The organism is Vibrio sp. Vb2131 (assembly GCF_033338535.1).
GTDB lineage: Bacteria > Pseudomonadota > Gammaproteobacteria > Enterobacterales > Vibrionaceae > Vibrio > Vibrio alginolyticus.
The window spans coordinates 1-23,798 of record NZ_JAWOSW010000009.1 but is presented as its reverse complement, the minus strand read 5'-3'; the positions used below and the strand labels follow the sequence as shown (position 1 = coordinate 23,798).

The 23,798-nt window shown below is 44.3% G+C and carries 19 protein-coding genes, 2 tRNA genes and 2 pseudogenes; 8 read left to right on the top strand and 15 right to left on the bottom strand.

Features of this window, described 5'->3' with window-relative positions; all coding sequences use genetic code 11:
• Positions 1-10: 10 nt before the first annotated feature.
• Together aceB and R7E38_RS11490 are read right to left on the bottom strand one after the other, a co-directional pair.
• Entirely contained in the window at positions 11-1,639 is a 1,629-nt protein-coding gene (aceB, locus tag R7E38_RS11495) for a malate synthase A (protein WP_226083906.1), read from the bottom strand.
• Positions 1,640-2,245: 606 nt separating this feature from the next.
• A complete protein-coding gene (locus R7E38_RS11490; protein WP_005383681.1) occupies positions 2,246-3,151 on the bottom strand; it encodes a hydrogen peroxide-inducible genes activator in 906 nt (301 codons plus the stop codon).
• A 199-nt stretch (positions 3,152-3,350) separates the two neighbouring features.
• Here R7E38_RS11490 and R7E38_RS11485 point away from each other — a divergent pair, with 199 nt between their 5' ends.
• The 3 genes from R7E38_RS11485 to ppk2 all read left to right on the top strand — a co-directional run bounded on the left by R7E38_RS11485 (position 3,351) and on the right by ppk2 (position 5,836).
• Positions 3,351-3,962 (top strand): peroxiredoxin C, encoded by a 612-nt coding sequence (locus R7E38_RS11485; RefSeq protein WP_005381738.1) that lies wholly within the window; start codon positions 3,351-3,353, stop codon positions 3,960-3,962.
• 283 nt (positions 3,963-4,245) lie between these two features.
• Positions 4,246-4,989: a copper homeostasis protein CutC gene (locus R7E38_RS11480; RefSeq protein WP_238852845.1), complete on the top strand. Its 744-nt coding sequence runs from the start codon at positions 4,246-4,248 to the stop codon at positions 4,987-4,989.
• Positions 4,990-5,059: 70 nt separating this feature from the next.
• Positions 5,060-5,836, top strand: a complete 777-nt coding sequence (gene ppk2 / locus R7E38_RS11475; RefSeq protein ID WP_053808700.1) for a polyphosphate kinase 2 — start codon at positions 5,060-5,062, stop codon at positions 5,834-5,836.
• Positions 5,837-5,898: 62 nt separating this feature from the next.
• Here ppk2 and phoU read toward each other — a convergent pair whose 3' ends face one another.
• The 5 genes and pseudogenes from phoU to R7E38_RS11455 form a co-directional block, all read right to left on the bottom strand.
• Positions 5,899-6,597, bottom strand: a complete 699-nt coding sequence (phoU, locus tag R7E38_RS11470) for a phosphate signaling complex protein PhoU (protein WP_005381744.1) — start codon at positions 6,595-6,597, stop codon at positions 5,899-5,901.
• A 30-nt stretch (positions 6,598-6,627) separates the two neighbouring features.
• On the bottom strand, positions 6,628-7,446 hold the full coding sequence (gene pstB, locus R7E38_RS11465) for a phosphate ABC transporter ATP-binding protein PstB (RefSeq protein WP_226083905.1): 819 nt from the start codon (positions 7,444-7,446) through the stop codon (positions 6,628-6,630).
• A gap of 2 nt (positions 7,447-7,448) precedes the next feature.
• A pseudogene (gene pstA, locus R7E38_RS11460) lies at positions 7,449-8,825 on the bottom strand (phosphate ABC transporter permease PstA); the annotation flags it as partial.
• Positions 8,826-8,890: 65 nt separating this feature from the next.
• A pseudogene (locus tag R7E38_RS23520) lies at positions 8,891-9,122 on the bottom strand (phosphate ABC transporter, permease protein PstA); the annotation flags it as partial.
• Between the two features lie 30 nt (positions 9,123-9,152).
• Positions 9,153-11,357, bottom strand: a complete 2,205-nt coding sequence (locus R7E38_RS11455; protein WP_226083904.1) for an ABC transporter permease subunit — start codon at positions 11,355-11,357, stop codon at positions 9,153-9,155.
• Between the two features lie 207 nt (positions 11,358-11,564).
• On the opposite strand from R7E38_RS11455, the gene ppk1 reads away from it, so the two are divergent.
• Positions 11,565-13,655 (top strand): polyphosphate kinase 1, encoded by a 2,091-nt coding sequence (gene ppk1, locus R7E38_RS11450; RefSeq protein ID WP_005381748.1) that lies wholly within the window; start codon positions 11,565-11,567, stop codon positions 13,653-13,655.
• Complete coding sequence (gene ppx, locus R7E38_RS11445) at positions 13,639-15,144, top strand: exopolyphosphatase (RefSeq protein ID WP_005381749.1); 1,506 nt, start codon at positions 13,639-13,641, stop codon at positions 15,142-15,144. The genes ppk1 and ppx overlap by 17 nt, the downstream gene beginning before the upstream one ends.
• A 34-nt stretch (positions 15,145-15,178) precedes the next feature.
• Here the strand turns inward: ppx and R7E38_RS11440 are convergent, their stop codons facing one another.
• From R7E38_RS11440 to phoB, 3 genes are read right to left on the bottom strand one after another with little or no spacing between them, the layout of a single operon-like run.
• On the bottom strand, positions 15,179-16,138 hold the full coding sequence (locus tag R7E38_RS11440; protein ID WP_017821959.1) for a PstS family phosphate ABC transporter substrate-binding protein: 960 nt from the start codon (positions 16,136-16,138) through the stop codon (positions 15,179-15,181).
• Positions 16,138-17,436: a phosphate regulon sensor histidine kinase PhoR gene (gene phoR, locus R7E38_RS11435; protein ID WP_005383667.1), complete on the bottom strand. Its 1,299-nt coding sequence runs from the start codon at positions 17,434-17,436 to the stop codon at positions 16,138-16,140. Before phoR ends, R7E38_RS11440 begins: the two co-directional genes overlap by 1 nt.
• 40 nt (positions 17,437-17,476) lie before the next feature.
• On the bottom strand, positions 17,477-18,166 hold the full coding sequence (gene phoB, locus R7E38_RS11430) for a phosphate regulon transcriptional regulator PhoB (protein WP_005381752.1): 690 nt from the start codon (positions 18,164-18,166) through the stop codon (positions 17,477-17,479).
• A gap of 224 nt (positions 18,167-18,390) precedes the next feature.
• Between phoB and rdgC the strand changes: the two genes are divergently transcribed.
• From rdgC to R7E38_RS11415, 3 genes are all read left to right on the top strand, one after another.
• On the top strand, positions 18,391-19,305 hold the full coding sequence (gene rdgC, locus R7E38_RS11425) for a recombination-associated protein RdgC (RefSeq protein WP_005381753.1): 915 nt from the start codon (positions 18,391-18,393) through the stop codon (positions 19,303-19,305).
• 165 nt (positions 19,306-19,470) lie between these two features.
• Complete coding sequence (yegQ, locus tag R7E38_RS11420; RefSeq protein ID WP_005381754.1) at positions 19,471-20,871, top strand: tRNA 5-hydroxyuridine modification protein YegQ; 1,401 nt, start codon at positions 19,471-19,473, stop codon at positions 20,869-20,871.
• 2 nt (positions 20,872-20,873) lie between these two features.
• Positions 20,874-21,128: a YfhL family 4Fe-4S dicluster ferredoxin gene (locus tag R7E38_RS11415; RefSeq protein WP_005381763.1), complete on the top strand. Its 255-nt coding sequence runs from the start codon at positions 20,874-20,876 to the stop codon at positions 21,126-21,128.
• A 42-nt stretch (positions 21,129-21,170) separates the two neighbouring features.
• On the opposite strand, the gene R7E38_RS11410 is transcribed toward R7E38_RS11415, so the two are convergent.
• From R7E38_RS11410 to R7E38_RS11390, 5 genes are all read right to left on the bottom strand, one after another.
• Positions 21,171-21,479, bottom strand: coding sequence for a hypothetical protein (locus tag R7E38_RS11410; protein WP_005381765.1), 309 nt, complete (start codon positions 21,477-21,479; stop codon positions 21,171-21,173).
• 324 nt (positions 21,480-21,803) lie between these two features.
• On the bottom strand, positions 21,804-22,640 hold the full coding sequence (mepA, locus tag R7E38_RS11405; RefSeq protein ID WP_226083903.1) for a penicillin-insensitive murein endopeptidase: 837 nt from the start codon (positions 22,638-22,640) through the stop codon (positions 21,804-21,806).
• Between the two features lie 12 nt (positions 22,641-22,652).
• Entirely contained in the window at positions 22,653-22,985 is a 333-nt protein-coding gene (locus R7E38_RS11400) for a DUF1904 domain-containing protein (RefSeq protein WP_005381768.1), read from the bottom strand.
• Positions 22,986-23,459: 474 nt separating this feature from the next.
• A tRNA-Trp gene (locus R7E38_RS11395) sits at positions 23,460-23,536 on the bottom strand.
• A 35-nt stretch (positions 23,537-23,571) separates the two neighbouring features.
• A tRNA-Asp gene (locus R7E38_RS11390) sits at positions 23,572-23,648 on the bottom strand.
• Positions 23,649-23,798 lie beyond the last annotated feature (150 nt).

Here is a 23,798-nt window from a genome sequence, read left to right as displayed (position 1 = left end):
TTATTCTTTATTAATCCAGGTAGTCATAACCAGGAACTGTCAAAAAGTTGGTCAGTTCATCGCTCGTCGTGAGCCTTGCCATTAAGTCTGCTGCTTCTTCAAATCGACCCGCATGGTAGCGCTGCTCGCCAATTTCTTGCTTCACGACTTCAATCTCCTCTTTGAGATAGAGCTCGAACAGCTCTTTAGTGACCTTTAATCCGTTGTCTAGCGACTTGCCGTGTTGAATCCATTGCCAGATCGAAGCTCGGGAGATTTCTGCCGTTGCAGCGTCTTCCATCAGTCCGTAAATCGGCACACAACCATTGCCAGAAATCCAAGCTTCGATGTATTGCAGCGCAACGCGAATATTGTGGCGCATTCCGCCTTCAGTGCGCTCGCCTTCACAAGGCTCAAGCAGTTCAGCTGCTGTAATAGGCGCATCCTCTGCACGGCTCACATCCAACTGGTTGGTGCGTTCACCCAGCACAGCACTAAAGACTTCCATAGCAGTGTCAGCCAAACCTGGATGAGCCACCCAAGTACCGTCGTGGCCGTTGTTAGCTTCTAACGATTTGTCAGTCTGGATCTTGTCTAATACTTTTTGATTCTCTTTCGGGTCTTTAGCTGGGATAAATGCGGCCATTCCTCCCATCGCGAAAGCACCTCGTTTATGGCAAGTACGTACCAATAATCGCGAGTAAGCGTTTAAGAATGGCTTGTCCATCGTTACCACTTGGCGATCTGGCAGTACTCGGTCTGAGTGTTTTTTCAATGTTTTGATGTAGCTAAAGATGTAATCCCAGCGACCACAGTTCAAACCAACGATGTGTTCTTTAAGCGAGAACAGAATCTCGTTCATTTCAAATACCGCTGGTAAGGTTTCAATCAGCACAGTCGCTTTGATGGTGCCTGTATCCAAACCGAAGTAGTCTTCCGTGAAATGGAACACTTCGCTCCACCACTTCGCTTCGTGATGCGATTGCAGTTTTGGAAGGTAGAAATAAGGGCCACTGCCTTTTTGAAGTAACGCTTTGTAGTTGTTATAGAAATACAGAGCGAAATCGAATAGCGCACCTGGAATGATCTGACCGTGCCACGTAACGTGTTTTTCTTTTAAATGAAGGCCGCGAACACGGCAGATCAACACCGCAGGGTCATCTTCCAGCTGATAATGTTTGCCATTGCCAGGATTGGTGTAACTGATGGTGCCATTAACAGCATCGCGCAAGTTAATTTGACCATCCAGCACTTTACTCCATGCAGGAGACATTGAATCTTCAAAGTCTGCCATGAACACTTTTACATTCGCATTCAGTGCGTTAATCACCATCTTGCGGTCAGTTGGTCCGGTAATCTCCACTCGGCGATCTTGCAGATCTTGTGGGATTCCTAGGATCTTCCAACTTCCTTCACGGATGTCTTGTGTCTCTGGCAGAAAATCTGGTAGCTCACCAGCATCAATACGTGCTTGCTTCTCTTCTCTTGCTTCCAGCAACTGTTCAACACGTCCGGCAAATTTTTCACACAGTAGAGATAAAAAGGTTTGGGCTTCAACAGGGAAAATTGCTTGATGTTCTGGAGCAACGACTCCATTCACCTCAAGCATGCCTTGGGTTTGCTTTAGTTGTTGTGTTTTTTGTTCTGTCTGAGCAAGCATAATTATTCATCCTTAACGTGCTTTATCAATCTTGGGCAGTCAGCGTAAAGCTACATTTGTAAGTTATGAACAACAAATTACATCCTTTAACTTTGTGTTCAACTCGTCTAGCCATGCCGATAGATTGCGTAATGCTACGTGTATTTTCAATCTAGACATAAGTCGTATCGGCCTTTAAATAAGCTATATCAACAAAGGGTTTAGTGAAACCCCCAATATAAACAAAACAGAAAATTCAAAGTTTTATTCCGCAAGGTAAAAACCATCTATCAAGCGCCTTATTTTGTAAGTTATTACGTAATAAAATTACATTAAATTTAAAGTCGCTTTATCATTTCAAACAAGCGTATGAATATTGACAGGTAAACAAACACCTTGTATTCACAAGGGCTGAAGAGATGGATTTAAACAGGGGTCAAACAAGGTATGCAGGGCTTTGTGTAAAATTAACATTGTGAAATTTCACTATTTTATGAAAGCTTCATCAAAGAAGAGCTGTAAAATTTTACAAGTCAAAGTTTACCAACAGAATAAAATACTAGAAAGCGCACTGTTTCCAGTGCGCTTTTAGATAAATAATGGAGAAGTAAGGGCTAATACTAATAGCTAAAGCAGCTCTGAAACGACTTCTGCAAGTTGATTAAATGTTTTCGTTCTTGACGAGCTCGGACGCCAAACTAAGCCGATTTCGCGATAAGCTTGTTTACCTGGAGGATCGATCACGACTAAATTCTGGTTATGCAGCAAGCCATGGTCGATAGCCATTTGAGGAATGAACGTTGTTCCCAAACCATTCGCAACCATTTGCACCAGTGTATGGAGGCTGGTTGCCGTAAACGGATTGATTTTTTCTTTGTCTGTTAATTTACACGCTGATACCGCATGTTCCGTTAAGCAATGTTCTTTCTCTAGTAGAAAGACGGATTCGTCAGGTAAATCCGCGTAACGAATCGGCACAGGGACCGATTGGGCTTGATTAGCGCTTATAACCATTCGAAACGGATCCTTACCCACTACTCGGCTTTCCATCCCATCAATTTCGACTGGTAACGCTAAAATAAGCACATCCAGCTCACCATGTCTGAGCGCTTGGAGTAAGTTTGTCGTCGTGTCTTCTCTTAATAAAAGGTTCAGTTGTGGGAAACGGTAGTTCACCTCTTGTACCAAATCACACAGTAAAAACGGAGCAATTGTTGGTATGCATCCTACTTTTAGCTGGCCTTGCATATCGTCGCCTTGGCACATACGTCCAAGCTCGACCAAATCTTGCCCTTTTGCTAACAGCTCTCGCCCCTGCTTTACTACCATTTCTCCTGTTTGGGTAAAAACCAGTGGACTTTTCTTGTCTTTCTTTTCATATAATGGACAGCCAATCAACTCCTCTAAGTTTTGAATACCCTTACTTAAAGTCGACTGACTGACAAAACAACGCTCTGCAGCGTCACTAAAATGTCTTGTTTCATGCAGTGTGACTAAATAGTGTAACTGCTTCAAACTGGGCCATTTATTCATAATTGTATTTGTATCTACCGCCGTTCCAGTGATCGAGTTAAGAGTTTTGTTATTATCGTTTTTTTCGATTAACTCAATCTATTTATTTCGCTTTTTTCAATACTACAATCTGTACTATAGTTTGTCTCGTACAAACACGAACCAAACCGACACAACTGAATTCGGTTTGGAGCTAACCATACTTTTTAGGAGCAAAAAAATGGTACTAGTAGGTCGTCAAGCCCCTGATTTTACTGCAGCAGCTGTTCTAGGTAACGGTGAAATCGTTGAAAACTTCAACTTTGCAGAGTTCACTAAAGGTAAGAAAGCAGTAGTATTCTTCTACCCACTAGATTTCACTTTCGTTTGCCCATCTGAGCTAATCGCATTCGACAACCGTCTAGCTGACTTCCAAGCTAAAGGTGTTGAAGTAATCGGTGTTTCTATCGATTCTCAGTTCTCTCACAACGCATGGCGTAACACTGCTATCGAAGATGGCGGTATCGGTCAAGTTAAGTACCCACTAGTTGCTGACGTTAAGCACGAAATCTGTAAAGCTTACGACGTTGAGCACCCAGAAGCAGGCGTTGCTTTCCGTGGTTCTTTCCTAATCGACGAAGAAGGCGTTGTACGTCACCAAGTAGTTAACGACCTACCACTAGGCCGTAACATCGACGAAATGCTACGCATGGTTGACGCTCTTAACTTCCACCAGAAGCACGGCGAAGTATGTCCTGCACAATGGGAAGAAGGTAAAGCAGGTATGGACGCATCTCCAAAAGGTGTTGCAGCGTTCCTATCTGAGCACGCAGCTGACCTAGGCAAAAAATAATAGACCTTCACCCTAGCTCAACGGGTGTGATGGTTGGATGTATATAAAGCAATAAGCTAATGCGGAAAACCGCAAACGCCAATCAGTCTAAGTAAAGTCCTATCAAAGCCCAGAGCCTCTGCTCTGGGCTTTCTTTTTCCTTCAGATAAACCGCCAAAATGAGGTAACGCTTTAGCGTAAACTTTACCTCTATTTATCATCCCCTCCATACAGATTCTGCTTACTTGCCCTGTTAATATCTTAGCCACAACACCTATTTGTAACGTTAGCAGGATGAATGAACATGGTTACTCACCTAGAAGTCTGTATCGATAATATTGAATCTCTGCACTACGCCATTGCTGGCGGCGCCACTCGGATTGAGCTTTGCTCCTCTTTGGCTTTAGGCGGACTAACACCCAGTTATGGTTTTATGCAGCAAGCGGCTAAGCTTTCGAGTGTTCCAGTTTATGCCATGGTCCGCCCACGCCAAGGTGACTTCTTCTACAATGAAGAAGAGATCGAAATGATGCGTTGGGATATTGAAGCGGCTCACCAATCAGGCTTGAGCGGTGTCGTGTTCGGCGTGCTAACTCAAGACGGTGATATTCATATGCCTTACGCGGCTGCGCTGTGTGAATTTGCTCAAGCGCTTGGCTTAGGCGTGACCTTCCATCGTGCCTTTGACCAGTGTCGTGACGCTGAAAAAACTTTGGAAGAAGTGATCAGCTTAGGTTGTGAACGTATTTTAACCTCCGGTCTTGCGCCTTCAGCACCACAAGGGATCGATGTGCTTAGAGCTTTGGTTAAGCAAGCCCAAGGACGCATAGCAATCATGGCGGGGGCTGGCGTTAATGCGAGTAACGTACGTGCGTTAGTAGAAGACACTCAAGTTCCTGAAATCCATCTGTCAGGCAAAACCACACGCCCTAGCCAAATGACCTTTGTTGCTGAACAAAGCAAAATGGGCGCATCCGATGTCGATGATTTTTTAATCCCCATCACAAGTACACAAGCCATAACCGATGTCGTAGCAACTCTCAAATAGACCACCGTAACCTCACGCGCATAGCTTTTGAGTGCTAACATATTGTTTATCAAGGAGTGAGGAAAGGTGTATGTCTAAATTGAAGAAAAAGGAATACGAAAAGGAGCTCAAAAACCTTCAAGTTGAGCTCGTAAAACTTCAAGAGTGGGTCAAACACAAAGGGTTAAAAGTGGTTGTTCTGTTTGAAGGCCGTGATGCTGCGGGCAAAGGCGGAGTGATAAAGCGAATTACAGAAAAGCTAAACCCGCGTGTTTGTCGCGTAGTGGCTCTGCCTGCACCGACCGAAAAAGAAAAAACGCAATGGTACTTCCAACGTTACGTCGCTCATTTACCATCTGCTGGTGAAATCGTTTTATTTGACCGAAGTTGGTATAACCGAGCAGGTGTCGAAAAAGTCATGGGGTTCTGTACTCCAGACGAATACGAGGAGTTTTTACGCTCTTGCCCTGAATTCGAGAGAATGTTGCAACGCTCTGGGATTATTCTGATTAAGTATTGGTTTTCGGTTTCAGACGAAGAGCAGGAAAAACGTTTTCTAGGTCGAATTAATACGCCGATCAAACGTTGGAAATTCAGCCCCATGGATTTGGAGTCACGTCATCGCTGGGCGGAGTATTCGGAAGCAAAAGATAAGATGTTTGCCTATACAGACACGAAAAACTGCCCTTGGTGGGTCGTCCCTTCTGATGACAAAAAGAAAGCGCGCTTGAACTGTATCAGTCATTTACTAAGCCAGATTGATTACAAAGCACTTGAGTACCCACCGATTGAATTACCTGATCTCAATAAAGAAGGTTATGTCAGAGCGCCCATTGATGATCAGACCTTCGTGCCCGATAAATATTGATGTACTTTCCTTCTCTGTAATAAATAGACCAGCCTAAAAGCTGGTCTATTTATTGAAGTCAGTTACTTCAGTACGTCATCAATGCTTTGATCACCTAGATGGCGTACATCTTTCCCTTTCACGAAGTAAATAATGTATTCACAGATGTTCTGGCAACGGTCCCCCACGCGTTCAATCGCGCGTGCAGACCACATCACTTGCAGAATATTGGGGATATTTTTTGGGTCTTCCATCATGTAGGTCATCAACTGACGAATTACCGCTTCATATTCGGCGTCTAGCTTGTCATCTTGTTTGTGCACCTCTGCTGCCGCTTCTACATCCATGCGGGCAAACGCATCCAAAACCTGATGCAGCATATTAATTGCCTGACGGCAGAGAGGCTCTAACGACACTTGGAATTGTCGTTCTTTTGATGATGGGCTTTCAATGGCAACGTAAGCAATGCGTGTCGCCACATCACCGATGCGTTCTAAATCCGTGATCGTTTTGATGATAGCCATGATTAAGCGCAAGTCTTTTGCCGTTGGCTGACGCTTAGCAATAATGCGTGTACAGGCGTCATCGATCGAGACTTCCATCGCATTCACTTTATGATCGTCACGCACAACCTTACGCGCCAGTTCGATGTCTTCTTTATGCAAGGCTTGAATAGCATACGAAAGCTGCTGTTCTACCAAGCCCCCCATGGTTAATACATGAGTACGAATCGATTCTAGCTCTACGTTAAATTGTCCTGAAATATGACGTCCAAAGTGCATGATGTTCCTTATTCCGTATAGAGTCGCGACTTAACCGTAGCGACCCGTAATGTAATCTTCGGTCTGCTTCTTCATTGGCGAGGTGAAGATCGAGTCCGCGTCAGAGTATTCAATTAACTTACCCATATGAATGAATGCAGTATGATCACTCACTCGCGCCGCTTGTTGCATGTTATGGGTAACGATAACAACAGTATATTGAGTCTTCAGCTCATTGATAAGCTCTTCAATGGTTAAAGTTGAGATTGGATCCAACGCTGATGTTGGCTCGTCCAATAACAGGACTTCCGGCTCAATCGCCACCGCCCGCGCAATGACCAAGCGCTGTTGCTGACCACCAGATAAACCAAATGCGTTCTCATGCAAGCGGTCTTTTACCTCATCCCACAACGCCGCCGAGCGCAAGGATCGCTCCACTGCGTCATCTAAACTGCGGCTGTTTTTTACACCTTGTAAGCGTAAGCCATAAACTACATTTTCATAAATAGACTTAGGAAATGGATTGGGTCTTTGAAACACCATCCCCACTCGGCGTCGAAGTGTCGCAACATCGACATTAGGATGATAAACATTCTTGCCATGGAGACGCACTTTGCCTGTGACTCGACACCCTTCCACTAAGTCGTTCATGCGATTGATGCAACGTAATAACGTCGACTTTCCACACCCTGAAGGACCGATAAAAGCGGTGACTCGCCCTTTGGGAATTCGCATCGAAATATCATACAGCGCCTGAGTTTGACCATAGAACAGATTAAGGTTCTCGATTGAGATGGCTGTTTGTTTATCCGTTAAATTATGAACGTCCAATGGTGGCTCATAACCTAATGTACTATCAAAATTAAACATACTTAATCTTGTCCTAACGTTCTGTATTTTTCTCGTAAATTATTGCGAATACTGATTGCTGTTAAGTTTAGCCCGACAATCACTGTCACGAGTAAGAAAGAGGTAGCATAAACTAATGGTCGCGCCGCTTCGATGTTGGAGGTTTGAAAGCCAACATCGTAAATGTGAAAACCTAAATGCATGAACTTTCTATCCAAATGCACATAAGGGAATTGTCCGTCAACCGGTAAACTGGATGCCAATTTCACGACCCCCACCAGCATCAGTGGCGCTACTTCGCCAGCTGCACGTGCAATCGCAAGGATCAAACCTGTGATAATAGCTGGCGTCGCCATAGGTAAAACCACACGCCATAGTGTTTCGAACTGAGTTGCACCAAGCGCCAGAGAACCATGTCGTACTGAGCTCGGAATACGAGTTAAACCTTCTTCAGTAGTCACAATCACAACTGGAAGCGTCAGCACGGCAAGAGTTAGTGCAGACCATAACAAACCCGGCGTACCAAAGGTTGGTGCCGGTAGCTTCTCCGCATAGAATACGTTGTCGATAGAGGCACCAATCGTATAAACGAAGAAACCTAAACCAAACACGCCATAAACAATCGATGGAACACCCGCTAGGTTTATAACCGCAATACGAATAACTCTGGTTAGAGCGTTATTCTTAGCGTATTCATGTAGATAGATAGCGGCGATCACCCCGAGTGGCATCACAATGATCGACATGATGAGTACTAAGAAAACCGTACCAAATATCGCAGGGAACACGCCTCCTTCGGAGTTAGACTCTCTTGGATCTTCAGATAAAAACTTCCAAACCTGTTTTCCCCAATGCATGACTTTATCAGGCAGTGACATTTGGTTTGGATACCAGTAGTCCAAAATGTCTTCGAGCGGAATCGATACTTGTGACCCCGTCATATCCTCGACAATCAAGGCATAGTCAGAGAGCTGAAGTCGTAAACCATCAAGTTGCAAATCTAACGTCGCAAGCGCTTTTTCTATCTGCTCTTTTTTCGTCTGGTTTTCGTTTAAGAAGCTTTCTGTCAGCGTGTCATTCAATTCATGCTTGCGCTTTTCTAATCGCAACTGCTCTAGCTTCCAACCAAGCTCTTTAAGCTGATCGACCACCAAAGAATCAATCTCATGGCGCAGAGTTTCTGCATCATCAAGCTTTTTATTTAGTACCGATTGAATATCACTGGTGTATATATTATCACCATCTTGAAACGCCACCAGCTTACCAAAGAAATAACCACCGCTACTGCGCTCTATCACCGCCCACTCTTTTGGCATCGTGGGCTCATCCAACTGCATTTGCAATACGGAGATAAAATCGGCGGGATACAACTCTCGGTTAGCGATTTTGATACTGAGTCGCGTGGCAAAATCTTCATCGTCTTCTAACTGTTGTGCTGCGCTTTCAGGCAAATAACTCTTCGGTACAAAGCTGCGCTCATACACTTGACCAATCAGAATAGTATTTTCATGTAGCACTTCGCCTTGTACAGGAGTCAGCGCTGCAACATTCCACTGATACAAAGGCGCTGGCCAAAAGTAAGTCAGGCCTTTCCAGCCGATAAGGAGTAACAACCCTAATACCGACAACAAACTGATGCTGACTGCACCGCCTGTTAGCCATATCCACGGTGCGCCAGAACGAATCCAATTTAACACGTTATTACTCGCTCTTTATTCAAACCATTATTACAACGCACGGTACTTATCTCTCAGTCTCTGACGAACCCACTCCGCAAGCGCGTTTACTGCAAACGTAAACACAAATAAAATCAATGCAGCTAGGAACAGCAGGCGATAATGCGAACTTCCAACTTCCGACTCTGGCAACTCAACGGCGATGGTCGCCGACAGGCTGCGCAATCCTTCCAAAATATTCCAATCCATTAATGGCGTATTGCCCGTTGCCATTAACACAATCATGGTTTCGCCAACAGCGCGTCCCAGGCCCATCATAATGGCAGAAAAAATACCTGGGCTTGCAGTAAGCAAGACAACATAGATTAAAGTTTGCCAAGGCGTGGCCCCTAATGCCAAAGAGCCATCCGATAAATGCTTCGGTACAGAGAAAATGGCATCTTCGGCAATGGTAAAAATCGTCGGGATAACAGCAAACCCCATCGCTAACCCCACCACCAATGCATTGCGTTGATCGTAACCAATACCATGCTCGGTTAAGAATAAGCGCATATCGCCACCAAAGAACGTCTGCTCAATCGTAGGCGAAATCCACACTCCAAGCCCAATCAGTACCAATATGACAGGCATGAGCACTAAAGCATGCCAACCATTAGGCAGACGATTCCGCAAAGGTTGCGGTATTAATGCCCATAGCCCGCCCATAATCATGGTGCTCAAAGGCAAAACAAACAGCATAACGACGATCGTAATCAAATGATCTTCGACAATAGGCGCGAACCACAATCCCGCGAGGAAACCTATGATCACCGTCGGCAGTGCTTCCATTAGCTCAATCGACGGTTTTACTACACGACGCATGCGTGGCGACATAAAGTAAGCCGTATAAATAGCACCTAGCACTGCGAGCGGTACTGAAAACAGCATCGCAAACATCGCCGCTTTTATCGTTCCAAACGCAATAGGTACTAGGCTGAACTTAGCCTCAAAGTTATCGCTCGCCGAAGTCGATTGCCACACAAATTCAGGCTCAGGATACCCTTCGTACCACACTTCTTGCCATAATGAAGACAATGAAATTTCCGGATAGGCATTGTCCACTTCCGCAACATTTAACGCATTATTTTGCCAAGTGATTAAGTAGCGTTCATTGTTAGACATTGCTGCGATTGCGGGCGCTTGATTGTACGCACGCTTAAACAACACCAGTTTTTCACTGGTTGTATAATGGCTTTGCAACGTGCCGTTGGTGTAAAAGCTATAAAATCCTTTTCGATGAGAATCCGGCAACAAATACTTAAGCTCTGATGCCAATTTAAAATCACGAATATGCGTTAACGTGCGTTTTTCTTCTTGCAGCGTATCAAACCATTGCGACACCCGACCATCGTTGTGCGTCACCAAAAGCGAGTAAGCACCAGCCAATAAGTCTATCGTACGAACGGAATGCTTCTTATCACCTTGAGTGAGATCGACCACCTCTCGCACAGCAAATTTACGTGCGGTTTTCTTTAACACGATCAACTCAGAGCCATCGCGCAAATAAAGCGTTTCACCGTCAGGTGTCAATAACATTTGCTGAGGCGTATCAAAACCTGAAGAGAACGTAAAATCAATCGTTGTAGGAGACGTACCCAAAGACGAAGCCACTTGCCAGCGAGCTTTCACTTCACCACTTTGCGTCTGCCAAACAACCGTTGGTAAGGGCGTCGAAGCTGCAAATACAAACTGAGTCACAGGATCTTGAGGCGTACTTAGTGTCAGATCCATGCTGGTGTCTAGCTCAATCACTTCCGGAGGACGTGTATTTTCTCTCAATGTGGCATTAAATTCTGGCTTGAAAAGGTTCGCTTTACCCTGCCCATCAACAAATCCATACCAACCTAGCCCAGGAGCAGATTGAGAGAAAGCGACGGGTTTCTGGACGATTTGCTGTGTATACACCGCAGGTTTCGTAGGATCGTCCATCGACAAATATTGAATCTCACCACTTTGGGTTAGAACGAACGCGAGCTGAGCGTAATCATCCACTGAAATCGCAAGTGGTGTTTCAATATGAGTGGCTCGAATGGCTTGGTTGGTTTTGATCTCCGCATCAGAAAAAAGCGGAATGATCACCATGGCGAGGTAGACAAAGATCAAAACAAGCGCCGCGAGTACGCCGACACCACCGGATGTCACTGCAAGTCGAACTAAACGATCTTTTATCAGTCGTTTCTTATCTTTTTCCTGCAATGAAAACTCGGCTTGTGCCATTTAAATCTCTACCTTTTTTGACTTAGTACTAGAATATGTCGTTAAGATGACAATTATATTACAGATCACATTAAACACCTGAAAAGAATACAACTCTTATGCAATGCGTGGTATGAAATAAATCTGTAATGAAAATCTCATAATGTTCTCACTCATCCATTTTTCCAAGATGAGTACGTAATACTTCACTTTTGGCTAGGTAAGGTTATGAGCGCAGAAAAACTATATATAGAAAAAGAACTGAGTTGGTTGTCTTTCAACGAACGAGTATTACAAGAAGCTGCCGATAAAACCGTCCCTTTGATCGAACGTATTCGCTTTCTTGGGATCTTTTCCAACAATTTAGATGAATTTTACAAAGTACGCTTTGCGGACGTGAAGCGCAGAATCCTAATCAGCCAAGAGCGCGGTGGCAGTGATAGCCCTAAACGACTGTTAACCAAAATGCAGTCGAAAGCACTAAAGCTTAACGAACAATTTGATGAGCTTTACAGCGAGTTGATTCGAGAAATGGCGCGACGTCGCATTTTCTTGGTCAACGAGCAACAACTGGATGAATCGCAACAAAAGTGGATCGCGAAATACTTCCGTAGAGAGGTAATGCCGCATATCACTCCCCTCCTAATGAAAGACGAGATCGATGTTCTGCAATTTCTCAAAGACGAGTACGCTTACATCGCCGTAGAACTGCGTAAAGAAGAACATTACCAATACGCTCTGATCGAAATTCCGACCGATCACCTTCCCCGCTTTGTGATGGTACCAGAACAGAAAGGAAAGCGTCGAAAAACCATCATCTTACTTGATAATATTATCCGCCACTGTTTGGACGAGCTGTTCAAAGGCTTTTTTGATTATGATGAGCTTAGCGGCTATGCGATGAAAATGACGCGTGACGCTGAATACGATTTACGCAATGAAATCGAGTACAGCTTGCTTGAACAAATGTCAGAGGGTGTCAATCAGCGACTGACAGCAAAGCCCGTTCGCTTCGTCTACGAACGCGATATGCCGCCTCAAATGTTAGAGTTTCTGTGTAACAAACTTAATATCTCTAACTACGATAACCTTATCCCCGGCGGACGCTATCACAACTTTAAAGACTTCATCGGCTTTCCAAATGTTGGACGAGAGTATCTTGAAAATAAACCTCTCCCGCCAATGAAATGTGCCGATTTCGAAGGTTATGCCAACAGCTTTGACGCGATTAAAGCGAAAGATATTCTGCTCTATTATCCCTACCACACTTTTGACCACATTAGTGAATTAGTGCGCCAAGCCTCCTTCGATCCCAAAGTACTTAGTATCAAGATTAACATTTATCGCGTCGCGAAAGATTCTCGCTTGATGAACTCTTTAATTGATGCAGTGCACAACGGCAAAAATGTCACAGTGGTCGTCGAGCTGCAAGCTCGCTTTGATGAAGAAGCCAATATCGAATGGTCAAAAGTATTAACCGAAGCGGGTGTTCACGTCATCTTTGGTGCACCTGGTCTTAAGATTCACTCAAAGCTACTGATGATTAGCCGACGCGAAGGTGAAGAAATTATTCGCTACGCACACATCGGCACAGGCAACTTCCATGAGAAGACGGCACGAATTTATACCGACTTCTCCCTTCTTACGGCAGATCAAGAAATCACTAATGAAGTCCGTAATGTCTTCGGTTACATTGAGAATCCATACCGACCAGTGAAGTTCAATCACCTTATGGTATCTCCTCGTAATTCTCGAACCCAAATCTACCGCTTAATTGATAATGAAATTGCGAATGCCAAGCTAGGGAAAAAAGCCGCTCTTACGATCAAGGTCAATAACCTAGTCGATAAAGGCATCGTCAATAAGCTTTATGGAGCAAGTACTTCCGGTGTAAAAATAAACATGATCATTCGAGGCATGTGCTCATTAGTACCGGGCATTGAGGGGATCAGCGACAATATTCGCATCATCAGTATTGTTGACCGCTTTCTTGAGCACCCTCGCGTGGTGATCACCCACAATGATGGCGATCCGCAAGTTTATATCTCCTCCGCAGACTGGATGACAAGAAATATTGATCACCGTATCGAGGTAGCAGTACCAGTCCGTGATCCACGTTTGAAACAGAGAATTATTGATATAACGAATATCCATTTTACCGATACAGTAAAGGCTCGTTTAATAGATAAAGAAATGAGTAACGCTTACGTACCACGAGGTAATCGCAAAAAAGTTCGCTCTCAAATCGCTATCTATGACTATCTTAAAAATATAGAAAAGCAAACTAGAAAACAAAATTCAGATGCCTCAAATACTTGAACAAGATACTCGCTACATTGCCGCGATAGACCTCGGCTCAAACAGTTTCCATATGGTGGTGGCCAAAGTTGTCGGCAGTGACCTACAACTGGTTAGTCGTCATAAACAACGTGTTCGCTTAGCATCAGGACTCGACAGTGAATTGAACTTAAGTCACGCCGCAATGGAGCGTGCGCTAGAATGCTTAGCCATGTTCGCTGAGAGGCTGCAAGGGCTTGATGAGTCAAATGTACGTATCGCCGCCACACACACACTAAGACGCGCTAAAAATGCCCACCTTTTCATCGAGCGTGCGAAAGAAGTGATGCCTTTCCCAATAGAAATTATCCCTGGAGAAGAAGAAGCCCGCCTGATTTACTTAGGCGTCGCGCACACTCAAGTAGAATCCAACTCCAAACTAGTCATCGATATCGGAGGCGGCAGTACCGAGATGATTATTGGACAAGAATTTGAGCCTGAGCTTCTCAACAGTAAACAGATGGGATGCGTCAGTTTTACAGAACAGTACTTTAAAAACGGCAAACTATCAGGCAAAAACTTCAGTAAGGCGATGTTAGCGGCCGAACAAAAACTCGAGTCCATTGCTTCAACATATCGTAAAAAGGGCTGGGATATTGCTCTCGGCTCATCAGGAACCATCAAAGCGATTCAAGAAGTGCTAGTAGGATTAGGTTTTGAAGATGGCCTGATCACAGCGAGTCGACTGGATACACTTATCGAAACTCTGTGTAAATTTGATTCAATTGAAGATATTGAGCTGACGGGTCTAACAGAAGAACGTAAACCCGTATTCGCAGCAGGCGTAGCGATTTTGTCCGCGATTTTCAAAGCGCTTCGCATTGAGCAAATGTTTTTCTCCGATGGTGCTCTACGCGAAGGCCTGTTGTACGAAATGGAAGAACGTTTCGCACGCTCCGATATTCGCATGCGCACCACAGAAAATTTAGCCAACAAGCACCGAGTCGACTTAGAGCATGCCGCTCGTGTGAAGGGTCATGCACGTGAGATGTTATGTCAGGTACGCTCTGAACTAGGCATTAAGAAAAAGAGTGAGTTATTTGACTTACTAGAGTGGGCAGCGTTGCTTCATGAAGTCGGATTAAGTATTAACTTGCGTAGTTTCCATCGCCACTCTTTTTATATTCTGTTGCACTCCACCCTACAAGGCTTCAACCGTGAGCAGCAATTAGTGCTTGCAACATTAGCTCGCTTCCAGCGTAAAGCGCTCAAATTGCAAGAACTACCAGATTTCAACCTCTATAAACAGAGTGACGTTATAAGCCTCATCAAAATATTACGACTTTCTATCGTATTAAATGGGCAGCGTAATGAAGATCCATTGCCTGATATCACCTTATCTATCAAAAATGACGAATGGATTCTCACATGCACAGATGAAGCATGGCTAGAAAACAATAAATTACTTCACGCGGATTTACAGGAAGAACAAGAACGTTGGGACAGCGCGAAGTGGACACTCACTTTCTGATCTCGTACTCTTCATACCTAAATAAAAAGTCGGCTTACAGGCCGACTTTTTTTAACTCTTCTTCTGCAAAATCTGCCGTAATGGGCACATAACCATCTTTCTCAACCAACGCTTGTCCCTGAGCAGAAAAGATAAATCGAATAAACTCAGCTTCAATTGGTGTTAATGGGTAATCAGGGTGCTTATTCACGTAAACATATAAGTAACGTGATAGTGGGTACTTACCACTAACAATATGTTCTCGCGTTGGAGTCACGTAGTCATTTCCCATTTTAGCCACAGGGACTAAGCGCACGCCTGCCACTCGATAACCGACACCGGAATAACCAATTCCACTGATGGTTGACGCTACAGCTTGCACAACTGACGCGGAGCCTGGCTGCTCGTTAACTCGAGTCTTGAAATCGCCGCCACACAAGGCATTGCTTTTGAAGTAACCATAAGTTCCAGAAACGGAGTTACGACCAAACAACTGGACGTTTCGCTTTGCCCACTGTGATTCAAGACCGAGTTGCTGCCAGTTTGTGACAAATTGACTTTCACCACAGCGTAGCGTGGCAGAAAACAAAGCATCTAACTGACTAAAGTTAAGCCCTTGAATTGGATTATCTTGATGAACAAAAATACCGATTGCATCGATGGCTACCCTGAGCGCCGTTGGCTTGTAGCCATGTTCACGTTCAAACGCTTCAACCTCTCTTAAACGCATAGGGCGACTCATGGGACCAAACTGGGCTGTTTGTTCGGTCAATGCTGGAGGGGCAGTAGAAGAGCCAGATGCTTGGACTTGCGCATTAATATTCGGGTAAATGGATTTAAACTCTTCAACCCAAAGCGTTGTCATACCCGCAAGTGTATCGGAGCCAACAGAGAGCAAGTTCCCGACAATCCCCGTCGTTTTATGATAACTCGGCAATGGTTTATCTTGAGCGCCAGCCATACAGGAACAAACAAGCGCGAATAAACTGAATGTTTTTGCCAATCGTAACGCCATTATTTCACCACCAAACGCTCAGGCAATACGAAAGAAAACTTACTGCCCACGCCTACTTCACTGTGAATTTCTAAATGAGAGTCATGGTGACTCAGCGCGTGTTTTACAATGGCTAGCCCTAAACCACTTCCTCCAGTATCACGTGATCTTGCTTTATCTACTCGATAAAAACGCTCGGTAAGTCGGTGTAGGTGCTGAGGTTCAATACCATCACCGCTATCTTCCACCTCTAAGCATGCGCCTTGAGAGGTCTGGAACCAACGAACATTAATGTTCGCACCAGGTGGTGTGTATTTGACGGCGTTATAAACGAGGTTAGAGATAGCACTACGTAACTGGTCATCATCGCCCAACACGCGTAGGCTTGCATCAACATCAAATTTCAATTTATGTTGGTTGTCCCCACTAAGGCTAACCGCCTCTTTTTCTAACACTTCAAGCATCGCGGGCACATTCACGACTTCCTCAAGCTCATGCATAGGTGCCGCTTCAATTTTAGATAGTGTCAGTAGTTGGTTCACCAAACTGTTCATGCGGTTAAGCTGCTCCGTCATGACACCATGAGCTTTGCTCCACATTGGACCCACGACCATATCAGGGTCTTCAGTCATCTCCAAATAACCTTGTAGCACCGTCATTGGTGTACGCAGTTCATGAGATACGTTGGCAAAAAAGTTGCGACGCATTCCCTCAAGTTGTTTTAACTGGCTCACATCACGCACTACCATCAAGTGCTCACCCTCGGTATACGGTACGATACGTAGTTCTAGCATGCGTTCGACATTGAGTGGTGAACGCATTTCTAATGGCTCTGAGAAGTCTTTCTTGTTGAGGTACTTGATAAAATCAGGTGTACGAATGAGATTGGAGATAGGTTGACCTGAATCTTCTGGCCAATGGAAGCCCAGTAAGTGCTGAGCCAGCTTGTTGCACCAAACAATATTGCCTTCAGCACGGAATACCACTACCGCATCGGGTAGTGATTCTGCACCATTTCTGAATCGACGAATAAGATTAGTAAGCTCTTTTCGTTTGCGGCGTTGGCGCTGTTGTAAGCGATACAACCCATTGAACAAAGATTCCCAGTTACCGCTACCAGACGGTGGCGTGAGGCGTTTTTCATCCCATAACCAAGAAGATAAACGTACTTGGTTATGCAAATGCCACACAAGCTGCAATGCCGTAGCTGCCAAAAGCAACCACGGCATATAACCGAATATCCAACCTACTATCACCCATGGGGTGTAAAAAAAAGCCAGCTCCCAGGCCAGCTTTTTCCACGTTAATCTTTCAACCACTCATAACTCCAGAAATGGTACCGATAAGCTGCGTGTTAATTTATGCCTTCGTCGAGAAGCGATATCCAGCACCACGAACAGTTTGGATCAGCTTATCATGCCCTGCAGCTTCCAATGCTTTACGCAGGCGGCGAATGTGAACATCGACCGTACGGTCTTCGACATACACGTTAGTGCCCCAAACATTGTTTAATAGCTGCTCACGGCTGTATACGCGTTCTTGATGCGTCATGAAAAAATGAAGCATCTTAAATTCTGTTGGACCCATGTCTAATGGCGCATCATTAGCCGTAACACGGTGCGATACAGGGTCAAGCTTCAATCCCTGTACATCAATTACATCTTCTAGTGCAGTCGGGGTAACGCGACGAATCACCGCTTTTAAGCGTGCAACCAACTCTTTAGGAGAGAATGGCTTAGTAATGTAGTCATCCGCACCGACTTCTAAACCGCGCACTTTATCTTCTTCTTCACCACGAGCGGTAAGCATCACAACTGGAATGTTGCGCGTTAATTCCTCTCGCTTCATATGTTTGATGAAGTTAATGCCACTACCGCCTGGTAACATCCAATCCAGTAAAACTAAATCAGGGAAGGGTTCAGCCAGTTTGGTTACTGCAGTATCATAATCTTCCGCTTCTACCGCTTGGTAACCTTTCTGCTCAAGTACGAAGCACAGCATTTCGCGAATAGGAGCTTCGTCTTCAACAACCAGAATCCTTCTAGACATAATTGAGTAACCTTATGTTCGTTGAGCTAATGAATTTAAGAGACAAAGCGCCTCTCTTTGCATAAGCATTATCACTACCAATTATGACACTTTTGTGACCTTTGAAAACAAATTTTCATATAACTTTCTTTTGAGGTTCATTCGGATATTTTTCATTTCTATTAAGACATCAGCACAAAAATTCCCTATGATTAGTCTCTTGTCATCAAGCCTAGAGAAGATTTATGTGGTTTAAAAACTGTCTGGTATACCGCGTTAACCGCGAGGTTACTTTTAACGCCGAACAACTAGAAACTCAGCTGTCTGAATTCCGATTCACCCCGTGTGGCAGTCAAGACAAACAGAAATTTGGCTGGGTCAGTGCAATGGGTAGACATGGCGATATGATGACTCACGTGTCAGAAAACCGCATTCTGATTTGCGCCAAGAAAGAAGAGAAAATGCTACCTGCCTCTGTGATCAAAGAATCATTGAATGCAAAAGTAGAAGCAATGGAAGCACAAGAAGGTCGTCCTCTGAAAAAGAAAGAGAAAGACAACCTGAAAGATGACATCGTAATGGATTTACTGCCGCGCGCATTCAGCCGCAGCAGCCACACTCACGTGCTCATCATGCCAAAAGAGGGTTTTATCCTTGTTGATGCAAGCAGCTATAAAAAAGCAGAAGATGTATTAGCATTGCTTCGTAAAACCATGGGTAGTTTACCTGTTGTTCCTGCTATTCCAGAAGTGGCGATTGAAACTACGCTAACCGAGTGGGTGAAAAGCGGTGACACACCTCAAGGTATCAGCATGATGGACGAAGCTGAGCTAAAATCCGTACTTGAAGAAGGTGGCGTGATTCGCTGTAAGAAGCAAGAGCTAACCACTGATGAAATCCGCAACCACATCGCTGCGGATAAAGTCGTGACGAAACTTGCGCTTAATTGGCAAGATCGTATTGAGTTCATTATGACGGAAGATGCAGGCATCAAACGTCTAAAATTCTCTGATGAATTGAAAGATCAAAACGATGATATTCCACGTGAAGATCAAGCAGCTCGATTTGATGCAGACTTCTCTCTAATGTGTGGAGAGTTCAGTGCTTTCCTTCCCAACTTATACGATGCGCTAGGCGGATTACCGAATCCTAACGCATAACATTGTATAAAGGTTAACCATAACGCCCTCACTTTTTTTGAGGGCGTTTTTCTATCTGAAGCACAATTACCCTAGTCACAGTTCACATTTTGACGTAAAATTTGCGCCCCATTTCCATTAGGTGGAATTGGCCTGACTTGTGATCAGATAAAAGAGAATTGAGCAATGACAACTGAGAAAGCATTCGTGCCTGAGCTACTATCTCCAGCGGGCAGCCTGAAAAACATGCGTTACGCATTCGCCTACGGGGCAGATGCAGTTTACGCTGGCCAACCTCGCTACAGCCTTCGCGTACGTAACAACGAGTTTAACCACGAGAACCTAAAAATCGGTATCGATGAAGCCCACGCCCTAGGCAAAAAGCTTTATGTGGTATGTAACATTCAACCACACAACTCGAAGCTAAAAACCTTCATCCGTGATCTTAAGCCAATCGTAGAGATGGGTCCTGACGCATTGATCATGTCAGATCCAGGCCTAATTATGATGGTTCGTGAAGCTTTCCCAGAAATGCCAATTCACCTTTCTGTACAAGCAAACGCTGTAAACTGGGCAACCGTTAAGTTCTGGGCAGCGAATGGCGTGGAACGTGTGATCGTTTCTCGCGAGCTGTCTCTAGAAGAAATCGAAGAAATTCGTGAGCATTGCCCTGAAACTGAGCTTGAAGTATTCGTTCACGGTGCATTATGCATGGCTTACTCAGGTCGTTGCCTACTTTCTGGCTATATCAACAAACGTGACCCTAACCAAGGCACTTGCACTAACGCATGCCGCTGGGAATACAAAGTTGAAGAGGGTAAAGAAAACGACGCTGGTGATATCGTAGAGAAATTCGACCCGACTGAAGCACAGCCTGTCGAAGTACAAGACGAGCGCCCTGAAACCACAATTGGTCGCGGCAAACCAACAGATGAAGTCGTTCTGCTTTCTGAAGCGCACCGTCCAGAAGAAAAAATGGCGGCCTACGAAGATGAGCATGGTACTTACATCATGAACTCTAAAGACCTACGAGCGGTTCAGCACGTTGAACGCTTAACTAAGATGGGTGTTCACTCATTGAAAATTGAAGGTCGTACTAAATCGTTCTACTACTGCGCACGTACCGCTCAAGTTTATCGTAAAGCAATTGATGATGCTGTAGCAGGTCGACCATTCGATGAAAGCCTAATGGGTACACTAGAAAGCCTAGCTCACCGTGGCTACACTGAAGGCTTCCTACGCCGTCATACACACGATACTTACCAAAACTACGATTACGGTTACTCAGTCTCTGATGCTCAACAGTTTGTTGGTGAATTCACTGGCAAACGTCGTGGTGACATGGCTGAAGTAGAAGTAAAAAATAAGTTTCTTGTCGGTGATAGCCTTGAACTAATGACGCCAAAAGGCAATATTGTTTTCACGCTAGAGGCAATGGAAAACCGCAAATCAGAGTCTATTGAAGACGCGAAAGGAAACGGTCACTTTGTATTCATTCCAGTACCAGCAGAGCTAGATTTAGAATATGGCCTATTAATGCGTAATCTAAACTCAGGGCAGGACACCCGTAACCCGACTGGTAAGTAACCATGGCCTTGCTCATTACTGATAAATGCATTAACTGCGACATGTGTGATCCCGAATGCCCCAATGGGGCAATCAGTATGGGAGAGAGCATTTTCGAAATTGATCCAGCGCTATGTACAGAGTGTAAGGGGCATTACGAAAAGCCGACCTGTCAGTCAGTGTGTCCAATTACAAAATGCATAATCACTGATCCGAACCATGTCGAAACTGAAGAGCAGTTGCTTGAAAAATTCGTGATTATTCAAGGGTTAGCATAAGAGCAATTAGGTTCAACTTTGACATCAAAGTTGAACCTTTTCTCAACCTGATTTTTCAATAGGGATAATATTGCAGAATAGCTCTTTTTCAAAATGATACTCTAGTCTCTCACGCCAATTCTCCGCTTGAGAAACAGGTATTAAATAAAAGTTTTCTCGGCTCGTATCAGTAACGAAAGCCATCCCATATTGCATCAGCTCATAATGCACATCATTAACAAAACCCGGATCAAGGCGTTGACGCCCAGTCAGGTGATTCACATCCTCTCGAGTCAAAGAGACTCCTTTAGTATCACTGCTAAATCTGTGTCTTAACCACTCTGCAAATTCTTTTGCACAAATCATAGTCATGGTTTTGTCCTTGATTTACTCTTCTAACAGGAAAAGGGCATATCCCTGCCTTACACACTTGTCTGCGTTGTTATCGCTTTTTAGCCAACTGACAGACATATTGCTAAGAAACCAGAGTATCGTGACGAAAGATCTTTTTCTAAACAGAGAAGTTACAACTTACCCATACTACAACTCTTTGTTTAATTTTAGATTTCTATAATATGTCCCCAAAACTAATTGGGTTAGTTTTTGTATTGGTACTATTCAATGTAGACAAAAGTATGATGTTTCTCCAGTTTCATAAAAGAGATCACCAAGTACAGATAAACCTGAAGAGTAACACTAATTAGGATTGATAAGCGGCAAGCATTGAGGTGGAACGACTTTTTTTCGTTTGGGCTTAGAGGTTGTTTTTACCCGTGGAGGGGTATCAATAGGTTTTGCTTTCGGGGCCCAACTTGCAAGCTCAACACCGCAGCCATCGCCTACTGGAGGTGGAGCTTGATCAACACAATAGTCGCTCGAATCAGGACAAGATAACCTGACGTGAAAGTGGTAATGATGCCCCCACCATGGACGTACTTTACGTAACCAAGAACGATCTTTGCCGTTTTCTTGCAAGCAAAGTTGCTCCTTAATAACAGGATGTACAAAAATTCGTGCAACATCCTTACTTTTTGAAGCGTACCGAATTAGCTTAAAGTGCCGTTCTTCCCAGCGATGATTAAGTATGGAATAACCTTTTAAATCCACCACACTCATGGGCTTAGGAAGTTGTAATTCGTTATAAGAAAGCGGTTGGTCAGCAAGCCTTAACCAGATATCGATATCTAACCCGGTTTGATGACTAGAATGACCAGAGGAGAACCTTCCACCTCTAGGTAAAGACAAATCACCAATCAACAGAGTGGTGTTGAGATTTTGATGAGCTTTAAGCGCCAGAATTTCAATAAACTCTATCGTTTTAGGGTGCCCATAGTAGCGCTTCGTTTTACTACGTAAGACTTGATAACCAACGCCATCGAGAGGCAAGGGTAATGCACCATCTAAACAACCGTTAGCATAACTACCAATAGAGGAGGAAGAGTTTCGGGTAGGATTAACCGCAGACTCCCAAGGAGTAGAACATACTGAAGCTGAGAAACATAAACCCAAAGTTACAATGAAACTCAGCCTCATAGCCTTTAACCTTTAGTAGTGTTCGCCATTATCGTAATAAGCTTTAGGAGATAAGGCGGAAAAGATAACTGCAACATCAATATCGGCACCAGCGATACCGCGCACTTGTTGCGTAATAAGCTTGGCAACTTCATCTTGCACTTCCTGGCCACGGTCGAACCAAAGCACTTCGACAAAAGGATATGCAGCACTCACCTCACCCTCATTGAAAAACGTAGTGTAGATATACTCAAAAGTAAAATCCTCACGCGGACAGTCCATTAGAGGCTGAAGTTCATCCGTAAGGGGTTTTGATAATGCCTGAACAGCTTGTGGCTCTACAGCACGGAATCGAAAATGTGGCATAAACTTACTTCCTAATTATTAGCATCAATGCATGATGATAACAGGAACCAAGTCAGTAATCATCCAAGCCAATGTAACCACTGACCTTTCAATAGATTGTGAATTAGATGTGCTCGATAACGAAGAAAAAGCGTTATGAAAATTCGAAGGTAAAACAGAAAGAGCAAAGCGATACGTCAACATTTAATAATTACATTACTAGAAAATAAAACTATCTGAAGCAAAGGTATGCCATATTCGTTGGATAAACATACACCTGACGCCGAAACTATACGTTAGGAATAAAAGAGCCCCTGACCTAAGCCAGAGGTTATGAACATGGGGGATAGGTGAAGTGGACCAATATCCCGGAGATATGAACTTTCAATCCCCCGATACTTTGGTATCAGAGGAATCGACAGCTCTCCAACTAGTCAGATTCTCTTTTCTTCGGATGCAAAAAAGCCCCAGCATTACTGCTGAGGCTTTAGAGTATGGCAGGGGTGGAGAGATTCGAACTCCCAACACGCGGATTTGGAATCCGCTGCTCTGCCAATTGGAGCTACACCCCTGTAATTCGTGTTTATTGAGACGACGCTCAAATAAGTGGCGGAGTGGACGGGACTCGAACCCGCGACCCCCGGCGTGACAGGCCGGTATTCTAACCAACTGAACTACCACTCCGCAGTGGTATCACTCGCTTTAATAAGCAAGCGTCCGCTTTTGTCTTCACTTTTCGAAAAAGTGAAAATAAAACTAAAGCCTGGCGATGTCCTACTCTCACATGGGGAAGCCCCACACTACCATCGGCGCTATTTCGTTTCACTTCTGAGT